The following is a 12,870-nucleotide window of genomic DNA, read 5'->3' on the forward strand; positions in this document are numbered from 1 at the left end:
CCTTATCGCCTTAGCGGCGGGCTTTGCGCTGCACTCGCGGCGGGGTGACACCGTCTGCCAAACGGCGCGTCCACACGAGGAAGGCAGTGTGGGCATTCATGCGGTGCTCCGGACGGGTGGCCAAGCCTTCGACCTTCCACTCGCGCAGCAGGGTTTCCCAGGAGCGCGGTTCCGTGAAGCATTGAGCAGCACGGATAGCCTCCACGATGTTCATCAGCTGTGGCACGGTGGCCACATACGTCATGAACACACCACCCGGAATGAGCACGTTCTTCACCGTCTCGATGAAGTGCCACGGCTCCACCATGTCCAAGATCACGCGATCAACTGGACCACCAAGGTCCTCCTGCGTGACCTCCCCGAAATCTCCCAAACGCGGGGACCACCACTCCGGCTGCCCATTGAAGTAATCCTCCACGTTGTCGCGGGCAAACTGGAGGTGATCATCGCGGATCTCGTAGGAGAACACGTGGCCTTCGGGGCCCACGGCACGAAGCAGCGACATGGTCAGTGCACCCGAACCAGCACCGGCTTCCAAGACGCGAGCACCCATGAAGATATCGCCCTCAACAAGGATCTGGCCCGCGTCCTTCGGGTAAATCACCGCTGCACCACGCGGCATGGACAGCACGTGGTCCACCAGCAGGTGACGGAAGCACAGGTAGTCCGATCCCATGGAGGACTGGACCACGGAGCCCTCATCGGCACCAATGATGTCGTCATGGGCGATTGCACCCTTGTGGGTGTGGTAATTCGCGCCGGGCACGAGCTCGATGGTGAAGTGACGGCGCTTTGCGTCAGTCAGCTGCACTTTATCGCCGGGGCGGAAGGGGCCGGAGTACATAGTTCTCCTTGTGGTCGGTATTAATCCAGAGGTCTTTATGCGCCAACAAAGTATGCCGTAAGTGCGTCCGCGAACCATAGTTGGTCCTGCACACCAGCGAGTTCACGCGCGGAGTGCATGGACAACAGCGGGATGCCCACGTCCACGGTGGGAATGCCCAGGCGTGTGGACGCAATCGGACCGATCGTCGAACCACACGGCACAGAGTTGTGCCCAACGAAGGTCTGTACGGGTACGTTCGCCGCGCGCGCTGCCCGAATCCACGCTGCTTCGGTCACCGCGTCAGAGGCATAACGCTGGTTCGCATTGATCTTCAGCACCGGTCCGCGGTTCATCAGCGGGCGATGCGTCGGATCATGTTTGCCCGAGTAGTTCGGATGCACTGCATGCGCCGCATCGGCGGAGATCATGGTGGACTGACGGAAAGCGTCGATAGGCTGGCCCGTGCTGTCAGCCAGCATGGTGAGAACGCGCTCGAGCAGCGGCCCACCCGCACCCGTGACGGAGGCCGAGCCGACCTCCTCATGATTGAAAGAGGCCAGCACGAGCACATGCTCCGGGTCTTCTTTCACAGCACGAAGCAGTGCGCTTATCGACGCCCACAGGCTCGACAGATTATCCAACCTCCCCGCCGCCAGCATGTCCCCAACGACCTCGGGCTTCTGGGCGTCCGCGCTGATGAGTTCATGTGACACGATCTCATCCACCGCTACCCCAGCGGCCTCGGCCACGATGTCCATGATCGGGGAATCCACCATCATGATCGGCTGTGTGTGCACCTGACGGTCCATGTCCGGCGCATCGCCGCGGTAAAGGTGAATGGCCAAATTCGGTACACGTGCAACGGCGCCGGTGTCCACGAGACGCGTGGAACCATCCTGCAACGCGACTCGCCCACCGAAACGCAGCTCCCGGTCAAACCAGGAAGACAAGATCGGTCCACCGTAGACCTCCACTGCCACTTGGCGGACACCTTCGCTCTGCACGTCCGGCTGAGGTTTAAGCATCAGGCCCGGCGAATCAGTGTGAGAACCGACGATGCGGAAGCCCGGCTTGGGGTTCTCGGGGATCCACCAGGCGAGGACGGCGCCACCGTCGATAAGCACATGCCCTCCCGGCGTGGTGGCCGTGTCTTCGCTGAAACCTGCGGCGACAAGTGCATCGCGGGTATTCGCGGCGGCGTGGAACGCGCTCGGGCTGGCGGCTATGAACTCGGTGAAATCACTGATCTGGTGAGCAACTGGCATACCCACCACTCTAGGATGAAGGGCAATATGACTCCACGACCGCTCGCATTATCCCCATCCCGCGCCAACGATTACCAGCAGTGCCCGCTCAAATACCGCTTTCGCGCTATTGATCGGCTGCCGGAACCGAAGACGGAAGCGCAGGTCAAGGGCAACCTTGTTCATGCCGTGCTGGAAGAGATGCACGCGTGGCCACGTGAGCAGCGCACGTTTCCGGCGGCGGTGAAGCAGATCAAGCCGTCGTGGACGAAGATGTTGGAGCAAGACGCCACCCAGGCCGAGCCGATCGAGGATGAACACCAGCTCTTCGTTGATGCCCGCACGCTTCTGCGCGGCTACTTCGAGATGGAAAACCCGCTCGGCTTTGATTCGCACGAGCAGGAAATGTACGTAGATACCGTCCTGCCCAATGGCGTGCCAGTGCGCGGTTTTATTGACCGCGTGGACATCGCACCGACGGGCGAGGTGCGCGTGGTGGACTACAAGACGGGCAAGAAACCTTCACCGCGCTTCTCCGCCGAGGCACAGTTCCAGATGCGCTTCTACGCGCTGGTCTACTGGCGTTTGTTCGGCACGATCCCGCACCAGCTGCGCCTGATGTACCTCAAGGTCATGGATTCCATGTTCCTCGCGCCGTCGCGTGAGGAACTGGAGTACTTCGAACGCGACCTCGGTGACCTGTGGGCCAAGATCGAAGCCGATGGCACGTCTGGAAAATTCCGCCCAAAGAAATCCAAACTCTGTGACTGGTGTTCCTTCCAATCACTGTGCCCCGAATTCGGTGGCACCCCGCCGAGCTACCCGGGCTGGCCGGGCAGCACTGCGGATACTGCGGATACTGCGGATACTGCGGATGAGTCCTAGAACAGTCCGCTGACCTTACCGTTTGCGTCAACATCAATATTGTTGGCGGCAGGCACCTTGGGCAGACCTGGCATGGTCATCACATCACCAGTCAGCGCAACGATGAAACCAGCACCGGTACGCGGAATCAGCTTGCGCACGTGCAGGGTGTGGCCTGTTGGCGCACCGAGCTGAGCCGGGTCATCAGAGAAGCTGTACTGCGTCTTGGAGATGCACACCGGCAGGGTGTCCCAGCCATTCTGCTTCAGCGTTTTCAGGTCGCGCTGGGCGTTAACGGAGTACTGCACGGAGTCAGCACGGTAAATCTCCTTCGCAATGGTTTCGATCGAATTCTCAATGCCATCGGCCGGGTCATACAGCTGCGTGGAGGTGCCCTCAGTGAGGTTGTCCAGCAGGACATCGGCGAGCTCTAACGCGCCTTCGCCGCCCTTAGCCCACACATCTGCATCCGCCAGCGCAACGCCGAAGTCTGCGGCCCACGCGCGCATAGCCTCCATTTCCGCCTCGGTGTCGGACGTGAAACGGTTGAGCGCGACCACGGGAGTAACGCCGAACTTGCGGATGTTTTCTACGTGGCGCTCCAGGTTCACCACACCAGCGCGCAGCGCCTCAAGGTTCTCCTGTTCAAGATCCTGGCGGGCGACACCGCCGTTGTACTTCAGCGAGCGGATCGTGGCCACAACCACAGCACCCGCCACATCGAGTTCGCCATAGCGAGCCTTGATGTCAAAGAACTTCTCCGCACCAAGGTCAGAACCAAAGCCAGCTTCTGTCAGCACGATGTCAGCACAAGCTCGCGCAGTTTGCGTAGCGACGAGGGTGTTGCACCCATGCGCAATATTGGCGAAGGGGCCGCCGTGGATGAACGCCGGTGTGCCACCAAGAGTCTGGACGAGGTTCGGGTTCATCGCGTCCTTGAGCAGCGCCGTCAACGCGCCCTCCGCCTTGAGCTCACCCGCAGTGACCGGCTTGAGGTCATAGGTGAAGCCAACAGTGATGCGTGCGAGCCGTTCCTTGAGGTCCTCCAGATCCGTCGCAAGACCGAGGATGGCCATGATCTCACTTGCCGCAGTGATGGTGAATCCGGTTTCAGCCGGCAGACCATTGCCTGGCCCGCCAAGTCCCGTGACCACCTTGCGGAGTGACCGGTCATTGACGTCGAGGCAGCGCTGCCAGGTGATGCGGCGTTCGTCGATACGCAGATCATTGCCCTGCTGGATGTGGTTATCAATCATCGCGGCGAGCGTATTATTCGCGCTGGTAATCGCGTGGAAGTCGCCGGTGAAGTGCAGGTTGATGTTTTCCATCGGAACCACCTGCGAGTAGCCGCCGCCCGCAGCACCACCCTTGATGCCCATGACCGGGCCGAGGGATGGCTCACGCAAAGCCACAGCCACGTTGTGTCCACGCTGTGCCAGGGCATCAGTGAGCCCAATAAGGACAGTGGACTTGCCTTCCCCCGCGGGTGTTGGGGACACACCGGTGACAAGCACGAGCTTGCCACTCGGTGCCCCTTCAATCTTGTGCAGATCCACCTTGGCCATGGAGTGGCCATAAGGGATCAATGCATCTTCCGGGATGCTGGCTTTCGCCGCGATCTCCGTGATGGGCTCGAGGGTATGCGCCTGGGCGATTTCAACATCGGTTTTAGGTTGCGTCATACCCTCCAGCCTAAGCCCCGCCACCGTGATGGCGCTGCACGAGTTAGTCTGCGCTAGTCCAGGTACAGCTTTCCGCGGTACTCCGGATGCATGAGGTTCTCCTTGCTCAGAACCTGGTTCAGAGTTTCCTCATCCAGCAGACCCTTCTCCAAGACAATCTCACGGACACCGCGGCCCGTTGCAGCAGCTTCCTTGCCCACCAGGTCACCGTTGTGGTGGCCAATGAACGGGTTGAGGTAGGTGATGATGCCGATGGAGTTGTCCACGTACGCCTGGCACACATCCGCATTAGCGGTGATGCCCACGACGCACTTCTCACGCAGGGTGCGTGCGGCGTTGCCCAGCAGGTCGATGGACTCAAACAGGGACTGCGCGAGAACCGGCTCCATCACATTGAGCTGCAACTGACCAGCTTCCGCAGCCATGCTCACGGTGAGGTCATTGCCGAAGACCTTGAAGCACACCTGGTTGACCACTTCCGGGATCACCGGGTTGACCTTCGCCGGCATGATGGAGGAGCCGGCCTGGCGCTCCGGCAGGTTGATCTCATTGAGGCCAGCGCGTGGTCCGGAGGACAGAAGGCGAAGGTCATTACAGATCTTGGACAGCTTCATCGCAGCGCGCTTGATAGCGGAATGAGCCATGACGTAGCCACCGGTGTCAGAGGTTGCCTCGATGAGGTCCGGCGACGTGGAAATAGGAAGGCCAGTGACCTCACGCATGGCGGCAACAACCTGGTCGCGGTAGCCGCTCGGCGTGTTCACGCCCGTGCCAATAGCGGTGGCGCCCAGGTTGATCTCCAGGAGGTTCTCCGCAGCGCTCTTCAGGGTGCGCTGCTCCTCCGACAGGTTGGAGCCAAAAGCGGTGAACTCAGCGCCCAGGGTCATGGGAACAGCATCCTGCAGCTGAGTGCGGCCCATCTTCAGAATGTCTGCGAACTCGTCGCCCTTCTCCCGGAATGCCTGCTGCAGCTCGTCGAACTCCGCGATGAGAACCTGCAGCGCGTGGTACAGGCCAAGCCGGAAGCCCGTCGGGTACGCGTCATTAGTGGACTGGGACATGTTGACGTCGTCATTAGGGTTGAGGATGTCGTAGCGGCCCTTTTCGTGGCCCATGATCTCCAGCGCGAGGTTGGCCACAACCTCATTGGTGTTCATGTTGACCGACGTGCCCGCACCACCCTGGAAGGCATCGATGGGGAATTGATCCATGCAGCGCCCTTCATCCAAGATGAGGTCACATGCAGCGATGATCGCATCAGCCTTGTCCTTGGGCAGCGTGTGCAGACGGCGGTTAGCCATCGCGGCTGCTTTCTTCACCATGACCATGCCGCGCACGAAGGCAGGGAAATCCTGGACCTTGGTGGAAGAGATCTGGAAATTGTCCACGGCGCGCATCGTGTGCACGCCGTAGTACTTGTCGTTGGGGACTTCGATGGTCCCAAGGAGGTCTTCTTCAGTTCTGTAGCCCATGGGGCCAACTATTACCACATTCTAGATACGCGCGATGCGCAGTTCAGAAGCCAGAATTGCTTCCGCACCCGTTGCTGCAAGACGGTCCATGAGCAGGTTCGCTTCCTTCCGCGGAACCATGGCGCGAACAGCAACCCAGTTCTCACGCTGCAGTGGCGACACAGTCGGACCCGTCAGGCCCGGGGTCACAGATACTGCCGCGTCCAGGTTGTCGCGGGAGATGTTGTAGTCAAGCATGAGGAAGTTGTGCGCGGTAAGAATGCCGCGGATGCGGGAGAGCACAACCTCATCATTCGGGGTGAGCTCGCGGCCCTTTCGCTTCACGACGACAGCCTCACTCTTCACAATCGGCTCCCCAAACGGAGCCAGCCCCTGCTGGCGCAGCGTGGCACCGGTGGACACCACGTCGGCAATAGCATCAGCGACACCGAGCTTGATGGCAATCTCAACCGCACCATCAAGGCGAATGACCTCCGCCTCAATGCCACGCTCAGCCAGGTAGTCGGCGGCTAGGTGCGGGTAGGACGTAGCCAGGCGCTTGCCGTGCAGGTCCTCCACAGTCCACGTCTGATCAGCTGGTGCGGCGAAGCGGAAGGTCGAGCCACCAAACCCGAGGCTCAAGACCTCTTCGACATCGGCGCGGGAGTCCATGGCCAGGTCGCGGCCGGTGATGCCCAGATCAAGATGGCCTCCGGCGACGTAGATAGCAATGTCTTTCGGGCGCAGGAAGAAGAACTCCACGTCATTCGCCTCGTCGACAATGTTCAGCGCCTTGGAGATCCCACGGCCCTTGTAGCCAGCCTCCTTGAGAATCCCAGTGGCAGCTTCAGACAGGGAGCCCTTGTTAGGTACAGCGATCTTGATCATGGTGGCGGTGGGTTCTCCTCTAGAGGTACTTGTAAATATCGTCGGGGGTCAGGCCACGGGAGACCATCATCACCTGCGTCCAGTAGATGAGCTGGCTCATTTCCTCAGCGAGCTCCTCATCGGACTGGTACTCGGAGGCGATCCACACCTCGCCGGCTTCCTCGATGATCTTCTTGCCAATCGCATGCGGCCCCTTATCCAGAGCCTCTACAGTGCCGGAGCCAGCTGGGCGCTCGGCGGCCTTAGTGGATAGTTCCGCGAAGAGTTCATCGAAGTTTTTCACGCAGATCACTCTAATCTATTGCGAGGTTGCTGCGCTGAACCGGGCATACACCCACGCAGCATCAGCACCAACAAATTCCTGTGGATCCATGGGAACAACACCTGCTGGAACCTTCTCTGCCAGCCCCAGGACCACGCATCCTGCTGCGGCGGCGGCACTCATGCCCGCCCAGGAATCCTCAAACACGAGGCAATTTTTCGGGTCCTGCCCTACCGCCTGAGCTGCAGCGAGATACATATCAGGGGCCGGCTTCGGGTTGGGCACCTCATCACCAGTCACGGAACCGCAGAAGAATTCCCGCCCCACGGCGTCGATGCAGCGTTCCGCCAACTCACGTTCGGTGTTGGTGGTGACGAGCATGGGGATGCCGTCGGCAAGCAGAGAAGCAAGCACCTCACGCACCCCCGGGTTCGGGGTGAGCTCCCCAGAAAGCAGCTCGCCCATGCGCGCGTACATCCATCCGCGATAGCGCTCGTAGTCGCCGGGCTGAAGCTCAACACCCGCCCACTCGGCGCACACGCGCAAGGTGTTGCCAAAGCTGCCACCAACGGTCCTCTCCCGCTGTTCCGCATCCAAACGGCGACCAAGGAGTTCGGAGAGTTCGTAGGTAGCAATGCCCCACAACGGCTCCGTATCCACCATCGTGCCGTCCATGTCCCAGAAGACAGCGGCTGGCCGCGCGCTAGTCAAGCTCAGGCAGGGAATTCAAGGCGTCCTCAGTAGCACCCGTCGCTGCTGCCGCGCGGAAAGCGAAGTCCTGCAGGTCAGCTTTCTCTTCCGGCTCGAGCACTGCATCGGCGTGCTGTGCGTTGAACTCGTGCAGATTCGTGAAAAATGGCTCCACGACAGCCACGAGCTTGTCCGCATCCGGGTCGGCTTCAACCAAGTCGAGCGCGTCAAGGTACATCTCCAGGAGACGCTTCAGATCGGGCAGGACCGCCGGATCAAAAGGTTCATCCCAAAACTCCTTGTCGTCCTCATTGAGGTAGGAGCCAGTGGCAAAGGTGGTCAGGTCGTCGATGAACTCGTTGACATCGTCCTGGAACTGTTCACGGATGGTCATGGCAGCCATTCTTACCCAGATTTAGCGCAGCTGCACACCAAGCAATCCATGGATGGCATCAGCGATCAATCCACCGTGGTCACCGGGTGCATTGTCGATGATCTCAAGAGCCAGCGGCGTGTTCAGATCATCGGCCAGAGCGGCACGCAGCTTATCGACGACTCCCACCGCTACCTCTTCACTCACCTCTACCGTGAGCGCCTCCCGCCATGCCGCAAGACGCTGCGCTGCAGCGTCGAGTGCCTGGTAGGAGAAGTCACGGTCCTGGCGGTAGTGGCCCGCAAAAACAGCGAGGCGGATTGCGCCAGCTTCATGTCCGGCCTCGGTGAGCTTGTGCACGAACACGAGGTTTCCCAGGGACTTGGACATCTTCACACCATCCAGCGCGATCATGCCGGTGTGCACGTAGTGTTCCGCCATGCGGTCGACTCCATAAGCAGATTCTGCATGAGCCGCAGAAAACTCATGGTGCGGGAACGCGAGGTCCGATCCACCGCCCTGGATGGCAAAGGTGTGGCCCAGGCGATTCGTCGCAATGGCGGAGCACTCAATGTGCCAACCTGGCCGACCGGCACCAAACGGTGCTTCCCACGACGGCTCGCCTGGACGGTGCCCGCGCCACAACAGGGCGTCGAGGGGATCCCGCTTGCCTTCGCGGTCCGGGTCCCCACCACGTTCCGCGAAGTACTCCTCCATTGTCGCGCGATCCAGGTTGGACTCGTAGCCAAACTGAGCAGTTGCCGTGATCGGCGCGTAGATGTCGCCGTGGTCGAGTTGGTAGGCCCGCCCTGCGTCGAGAAGCATCTGCACCATCTCGATGACCTCATCCACGGATTCCATCGCACCGATGTAATCACGCGGCGGAATGATGGAGAGGATCTCCATGTCACTGCGGAAGAGATCAATCTGGCTGGTGCCCAGCTCCTGCCAGTCAACTCCGTCACGCTCTGCGCGTTCAAAGAGCGGGTCATCCACATCGGTGATGTTCTGCACGTACGTCACGCGGTGGCCGTTGGCCAGAAGCTGGCGGTACACCAAGTCAAAAGCCAAATATGTCGAAGCATGGCCCAAGTGCGTCGAATCGTAGGGGGTAATGCCGCAGACATACATGCCCACTTCCCCATCGCGGACCACAACTTCCTTTACCCGCTGGTCAGCGGTATCAAACAGAGACAAAGGAACAGGCTTGCCGGCAACGGCAGGCACAACAGGAGTAGGCCAAGAACGCATGGGGGCCAGCCTACAAGCCCGTTCGCCTGCGTGGTGCTAGCGGGGGCGATAGAGTCACACGCATGAAAAAGCGCACCGCCTTCACTGCCGTTAACAGCGCAGTCGCTCTTATGGCGTCCTTGGTTGCTGTGGCTCAGGCAGAACCGGAAACACCCGACACACCCGAGGCAGCTAGTGCTTGCCCCGCCGTGAATATCGTCGTGGCCGCAGGCTCTTTCGAATCGACAGCCAATGATTCGCCGGAGGACATCCGCGGTTTTGCCCATGGCGTTAACTTCGCCGCTGAATTGCAAAATGCATTCCCTAGGCAGGTAACCGCGTGGCAGGTGCCTTACCCGTCCTCCGTGTCTGTGCTGGGCTCCGCTTTGGATGCGCGGACTCTGGAAGAGCGTGCCCATGGCTACCTTCCTTACGGCGCCTCTCGCGCTGAAGGCGTGAGGATGGCCACTGAACACATGGCTGAGCTCGCGGCACGTTGCCCTGACGTGAAATTCCTCGTGGCCGGATATTCGCAAGGTGCATCCGTGGCGGGTGACACTGTGACTGCAGTCGGGCGTGGCACCGTGCCCGGCGTCACCAGCGACAGCATTCTTGGCACCTACCTCTTGGCAGATCCGGGACGCTCACCACTGGGCACCGAAACGGTGTCACTTGCTAACGGGGCTGAGGGCATCCGCAGTGTGACCGGCGAAGTCTTTATCCCGCTCGATCAAGGCACACCGCCTGCACACTACGAAGGTCTAACTGGACCTCGTGCCTCCACGGCCTTCACGTCTTTTGGGGACCGCGTGCTCTCCATCTGCCATCCATCCGACCCAGCTTGCTCGACCGCCCCCGGCCGGCTGCCACAGCGCGTGGGCGATGCGCTGAACGAGTTGGAGAAATCCCCCGACCACGAGCAAGCGGTCAAAGCAGGGTTGACGGACCCTAAGGTGCTCGGTGTGATGTTCCTCATCAGCCTGCCGCTTTTCGTGCTCATGCTGTTGGGCATCTTCTCCCCGATCCCGAAGCTCGTTGCATCCGCCGCAGGCTTAAGCGGGCTTAACGACGGCCAACGCGCCGCCCTACGCGCCCTCGCCACTGAGCTGTCCGTCGTCGGTGGTGTGACGCAGGCATTCCACCAGGAGCAGTCGTCCAAGGCCGGGGAAGCGGTGTCGCCGATTGTGTGGGACGTGGACAAGCTTTCTACCGATGCGGGAAGCTCGCAGTCCTCTCGACTATCCAGCGTCGCGGTGTCGCAACTGCTCAAGGGCCACCACCATGTGCCGTACTTCACGCAGGGCGGGCAGAAGCCGTACACGATCGGTGGCAAAGTCGTGGACCAGTGGATTCACGACGACATGCAGGCGCGGATTGAGGCTGTTACCCAGCAGCCATAACGCCGGTGGCCAGCAGAATCATTACGATGATGCCCAGCGGAATGCGGTAAGCCGCAAACCAAGCAAACGAGTGGTGGGAAACAAATTTCAACAGCCACGCAATGGACGCATAGCCCAAAGCAAAGGCGATGATGGAGCCAACCAAAAGCTGGCCGCCGGTGGCGGCTTGGCCGGCTTGGGGAGCGAAGGCGTCGGGAAGCGAAAAGAGCCCTGATGCGAGCACTGCCGGAATGGCGAGCAAGAAGCTGAACCGCGTGGCTACCTCACGGTCCAAACCGAGGAAGAGGCCGCCCGAGATCGTGCCGCCGGAACGGGAGACGCCGGGGATGAGCGCGAGGCACTGCCACAGGCCCATCACGATGGCGTCTTTCATGGTCAGCTCGTCATACCCACGTGTCTTCTTGCCCACACGCTCCGCGAAGATGAAGACGAAGGAGAACAAGATCAGCACCGCCGCCGTGATCCATAGGTTGCGGAAGTTTTCGCGGATCAGGTCCTTGAGCAGCAGACCAAAAACACTGACTGGGATGGTGCCCACAATGACCATCCAGCCCATCCGGTAATCAAAGCCACGCTTCTCTCGGTTGAACAGGCCGGCGAACCAGCCGGTGAGGATCTGCCAAATCTCCTTGGCAAAGAAAACGAGGACAGCAAGCTCTGTACCCAGCTGGATCACTGCGGTGAAGCTCGCGCCCGCGTCCTGGCCCCAGAATAACTCCGAGACAATACGCAGGTGACCGGAGGAGGACACCGGCAGGAACTCCGTGAGTCCCTGCACGATCGACAAAACGACCACCTGCGCCCAAGACATCGCTTCGGATGCGGCTACTGCTGTTGTGCTTGCTTCCATCACGGTGGACACCCTACAGCCGCTGGGCGTCATCACTAGCACGGCGCGGCGTGGGCGGGAGAGGTTGATAGGCTTAGGCACGTGAAAACTCTGCGTATTGTGCCGATTATCGCGACATGTTTGCTTGTTGCTGGCTGCTCCCCGGCTGTTCAAGAGAAAACCGAAGAAGCCCTGAACATGGGTAATGCCGAGCCGGCAGACTCCCCTGTTGCAACACAGCCTTCTGGTGAGGTCATCGAAGCACCCGCCATTACGGATATTGACGCCGCGGGCGATGTCTTGGGTGTCCGCTTTGCTGACTCGCTGAAGATCGGTGAGCTTGCGGCTTTCCGCTCGGACAAGACTCAGACGATTGACGTCGATGCGTCGGCGGCTGACATCAGCGCCAACAATGATCGCTTTGCCATCGTCCGCGCAGACGCCAACGAGGTAGAACTTATCGACGCTTCCAGTGGTAAGACTGCAGCCCGCGTGCCAGTGGGTGAAGAGGTCACTGTTGCTGCACCGCTTACCGACGATTCCATCGTCGCCGGTTCCGACGCCACCGAGCGCGTCTGGGTCTACTCGGCTGACGGCACTGAAGAGTCCACGTTCAAGGTCGCTCGCCCGACGGATTACATGCTCTCCCAGTCCCTCAGCGATGAAGACCGCGTGGTGCGGGTGAACCGCTTCGACACCACCATCCAAGACATACACGGGTCCAAAGCCCGCCAGGGTGGCACCCTCCGCATTGGATACGGCGTGGGCAAGGTAGCTTTTGGCGACGACGGAGTTGTGCTGGCTGCCGACGCAACCGGTAATCGCCTGCTCCTCTACACCACCGATGAAGTGGTTCGCCTGCACCAGATGGTACCCACCGATGGCCGCCCCTGGGCTGTCGCATGGGACAGCAAGCGCAAGCTGGCATGGGTGACCTCCACCGAGAACAACACCGTAGTCGGCTACGACATCTCCCAAGGCGTGCCGCTGGAGAAGATGCGCTTTAATACAGTCACTTCGCCGCAGAGTCTCGCCGTTGTTTCAGACGGAACCCTCGTTATTGGTTCCGCCACCGGCGATGGCCTTCAAGTGATCAATCCTGACAATTCTGATACTGCGGTGAAGGAGTAG

The 12,870-nt window shown here is 60.5% G+C and carries 13 protein-coding genes; 3 read left to right on the forward strand and 10 right to left on the reverse strand.

All coding sequences use genetic code 11. The features are described from left to right. Positions 1 to 10: 10 nt before the first annotated feature. Positions 11 to 844 carry a tRNA (adenine-N1)-methyltransferase gene (locus tag L8U60_RS00745; protein WP_269964475.1) on the reverse strand — a complete coding sequence of 278 codons (834 nt, stop codon included), beginning with the start codon at positions 842 to 844 and terminating at the stop codon, positions 11 to 13. 35 nt (positions 845 to 879) lie between these two features. Beyond that, on the reverse strand, positions 880 to 2,091 hold the full coding sequence (locus L8U60_RS00750) for a M18 family aminopeptidase (RefSeq protein WP_269964476.1): 1,212 nt from the start codon (positions 2,089 to 2,091) through the stop codon (positions 880 to 882). Between the two features lie 27 nt (positions 2,092 to 2,118). Here L8U60_RS00750 and L8U60_RS00755 point away from each other — a divergent pair, with 27 nt between their 5' ends. Then, entirely contained in the window at positions 2,119 to 2,955 is an 837-nt protein-coding gene (locus L8U60_RS00755; RefSeq protein ID WP_269964477.1) for a RecB family exonuclease, read from the forward strand. On the opposite strand, the gene L8U60_RS00760 is transcribed toward L8U60_RS00755, so the two are convergent. The 7 genes from L8U60_RS00760 to mshC are packed head-to-tail and all read right to left on the reverse strand — an operon-like array spanning position 2,952 to position 9,531. Next, positions 2,952 to 4,616, reverse strand: coding sequence for a formate--tetrahydrofolate ligase (locus L8U60_RS00760; RefSeq protein ID WP_269964478.1), 1,665 nt, complete (start codon positions 4,614 to 4,616; stop codon positions 2,952 to 2,954). The genes L8U60_RS00755 and L8U60_RS00760 overlap by 4 nt on opposite strands. Positions 4,617 to 4,669: 53 nt before the next feature. After that, entirely contained in the window at positions 4,670 to 6,088 is a 1,419-nt protein-coding gene (gene aspA / locus L8U60_RS00765; RefSeq protein ID WP_269964479.1) for an aspartate ammonia-lyase, read from the reverse strand. A gap of 21 nt (positions 6,089 to 6,109) precedes the next feature. Next, complete coding sequence (hisG, locus tag L8U60_RS00770) at positions 6,110 to 6,955, reverse strand: ATP phosphoribosyltransferase (protein WP_269964480.1); 846 nt, start codon at positions 6,953 to 6,955, stop codon at positions 6,110 to 6,112. A gap of 19 nt (positions 6,956 to 6,974) precedes the next feature. Continuing rightward, positions 6,975 to 7,238 carry a phosphoribosyl-ATP diphosphatase gene (locus L8U60_RS00775; protein ID WP_269964481.1) on the reverse strand — a complete coding sequence of 88 codons (264 nt, stop codon included), beginning with the start codon at positions 7,236 to 7,238 and terminating at the stop codon, positions 6,975 to 6,977. A gap of 15 nt (positions 7,239 to 7,253) precedes the next feature. Further along, positions 7,254 to 7,928: an HAD family hydrolase gene (locus tag L8U60_RS00780; RefSeq protein WP_269964482.1), complete on the reverse strand. Its 675-nt coding sequence runs from the start codon at positions 7,926 to 7,928 to the stop codon at positions 7,254 to 7,256. Then, the gene (locus L8U60_RS00785) at positions 7,921 to 8,301 is read right to left on the reverse strand and encodes a hypothetical protein (RefSeq protein WP_269964483.1); all 381 of its coding nucleotides are present in this window, start codon (positions 8,299 to 8,301) and stop codon (positions 7,921 to 7,923) included. Before L8U60_RS00785 ends, L8U60_RS00780 begins: the two co-directional genes overlap by 8 nt. 21 nt (positions 8,302 to 8,322) lie before the next feature. Beyond that, positions 8,323 to 9,531, reverse strand: coding sequence for a cysteine--1-D-myo-inosityl 2-amino-2-deoxy-alpha-D-glucopyranoside ligase (gene mshC, locus L8U60_RS00790; RefSeq protein ID WP_269964484.1), 1,209 nt, complete (start codon positions 9,529 to 9,531; stop codon positions 8,323 to 8,325). 62 nt (positions 9,532 to 9,593) lie between these two features. Here mshC and L8U60_RS00795 point away from each other — a divergent pair, with 62 nt between their 5' ends. Then, positions 9,594 to 10,910, forward strand: coding sequence for a cutinase family protein (locus tag L8U60_RS00795; RefSeq protein WP_269964485.1), 1,317 nt, complete (start codon positions 9,594 to 9,596; stop codon positions 10,908 to 10,910). Here L8U60_RS00795 and L8U60_RS00800 read toward each other — a convergent pair. Further along, positions 10,894 to 11,721 (reverse strand): undecaprenyl-diphosphate phosphatase, encoded by an 828-nt coding sequence (locus L8U60_RS00800; RefSeq protein WP_269964631.1) that lies wholly within the window; start codon positions 11,719 to 11,721, stop codon positions 10,894 to 10,896. The genes L8U60_RS00795 and L8U60_RS00800 overlap by 17 nt on opposite strands. 120 nt (positions 11,722 to 11,841) lie before the next feature. Between L8U60_RS00800 and L8U60_RS00805 the strand changes: the two genes are divergently transcribed. Further along, on the forward strand, positions 11,842 to 12,870 hold the full coding sequence (locus L8U60_RS00805; protein WP_269964486.1) for a WD40 repeat domain-containing protein: 1,029 nt from the start codon (positions 11,842 to 11,844) through the stop codon (positions 12,868 to 12,870).

Source organism: Corynebacterium meitnerae (assembly GCF_027570075.1).
In the GTDB taxonomy this organism is placed as follows: Bacteria; Actinomycetota; Actinomycetes; order Mycobacteriales; family Mycobacteriaceae; genus Corynebacterium; species Corynebacterium meitnerae.

Bases quoted from the DNA above. Each gene is read 5' to 3' on its own strand.
- hisG (WP_269964480.1), bottom strand. From the start codon at position 6,955: ATGATCAAGATCGCTGTACCTAACAAGGGCTCCCTGTCTGAAGCTGCC.
- L8U60_RS00795 (WP_269964485.1), top strand. From the start codon at position 9,594: ATGAAAAAGCGCACCGCCTTCACTGCCGTTAACAGCGCAGTCGCTCTT.
- aspA (WP_269964479.1), bottom strand. From the start codon at position 6,088: ATGGGCTACAGAACTGAAGAAGACCTCCTTGGGACCATCGAAGTCCCC.
- mshC (WP_269964484.1), bottom strand. From the start codon at position 9,531: ATGCGTTCTTGGCCTACTCCTGTTGTGCCTGCCGTTGCCGGCAAGCCT.
- L8U60_RS00800 (WP_269964631.1), bottom strand. From the start codon at position 11,721: ATGTCTTGGGCGCAGGTGGTCGTTTTGTCGATCGTGCAGGGACTCACG.
- L8U60_RS00745 (WP_269964475.1), bottom strand. From the start codon at position 844: ATGTACTCCGGCCCCTTCCGCCCCGGCGATAAAGTGCAGCTGACTGAC.
- L8U60_RS00750 (WP_269964476.1), bottom strand. From the start codon at position 2,091: ATGCCAGTTGCTCACCAGATCAGTGATTTCACCGAGTTCATAGCCGCC.
- L8U60_RS00755 (WP_269964477.1), top strand. From the start codon at position 2,119: ATGACTCCACGACCGCTCGCATTATCCCCATCCCGCGCCAACGATTAC.
- L8U60_RS00760 (WP_269964478.1), bottom strand. From the start codon at position 4,616: ATGACGCAACCTAAAACCGATGTTGAAATCGCCCAGGCGCATACCCTC.
- L8U60_RS00785 (WP_269964483.1), bottom strand. From the start codon at position 8,301: ATGACCATCCGTGAACAGTTCCAGGACGATGTCAACGAGTTCATCGAC.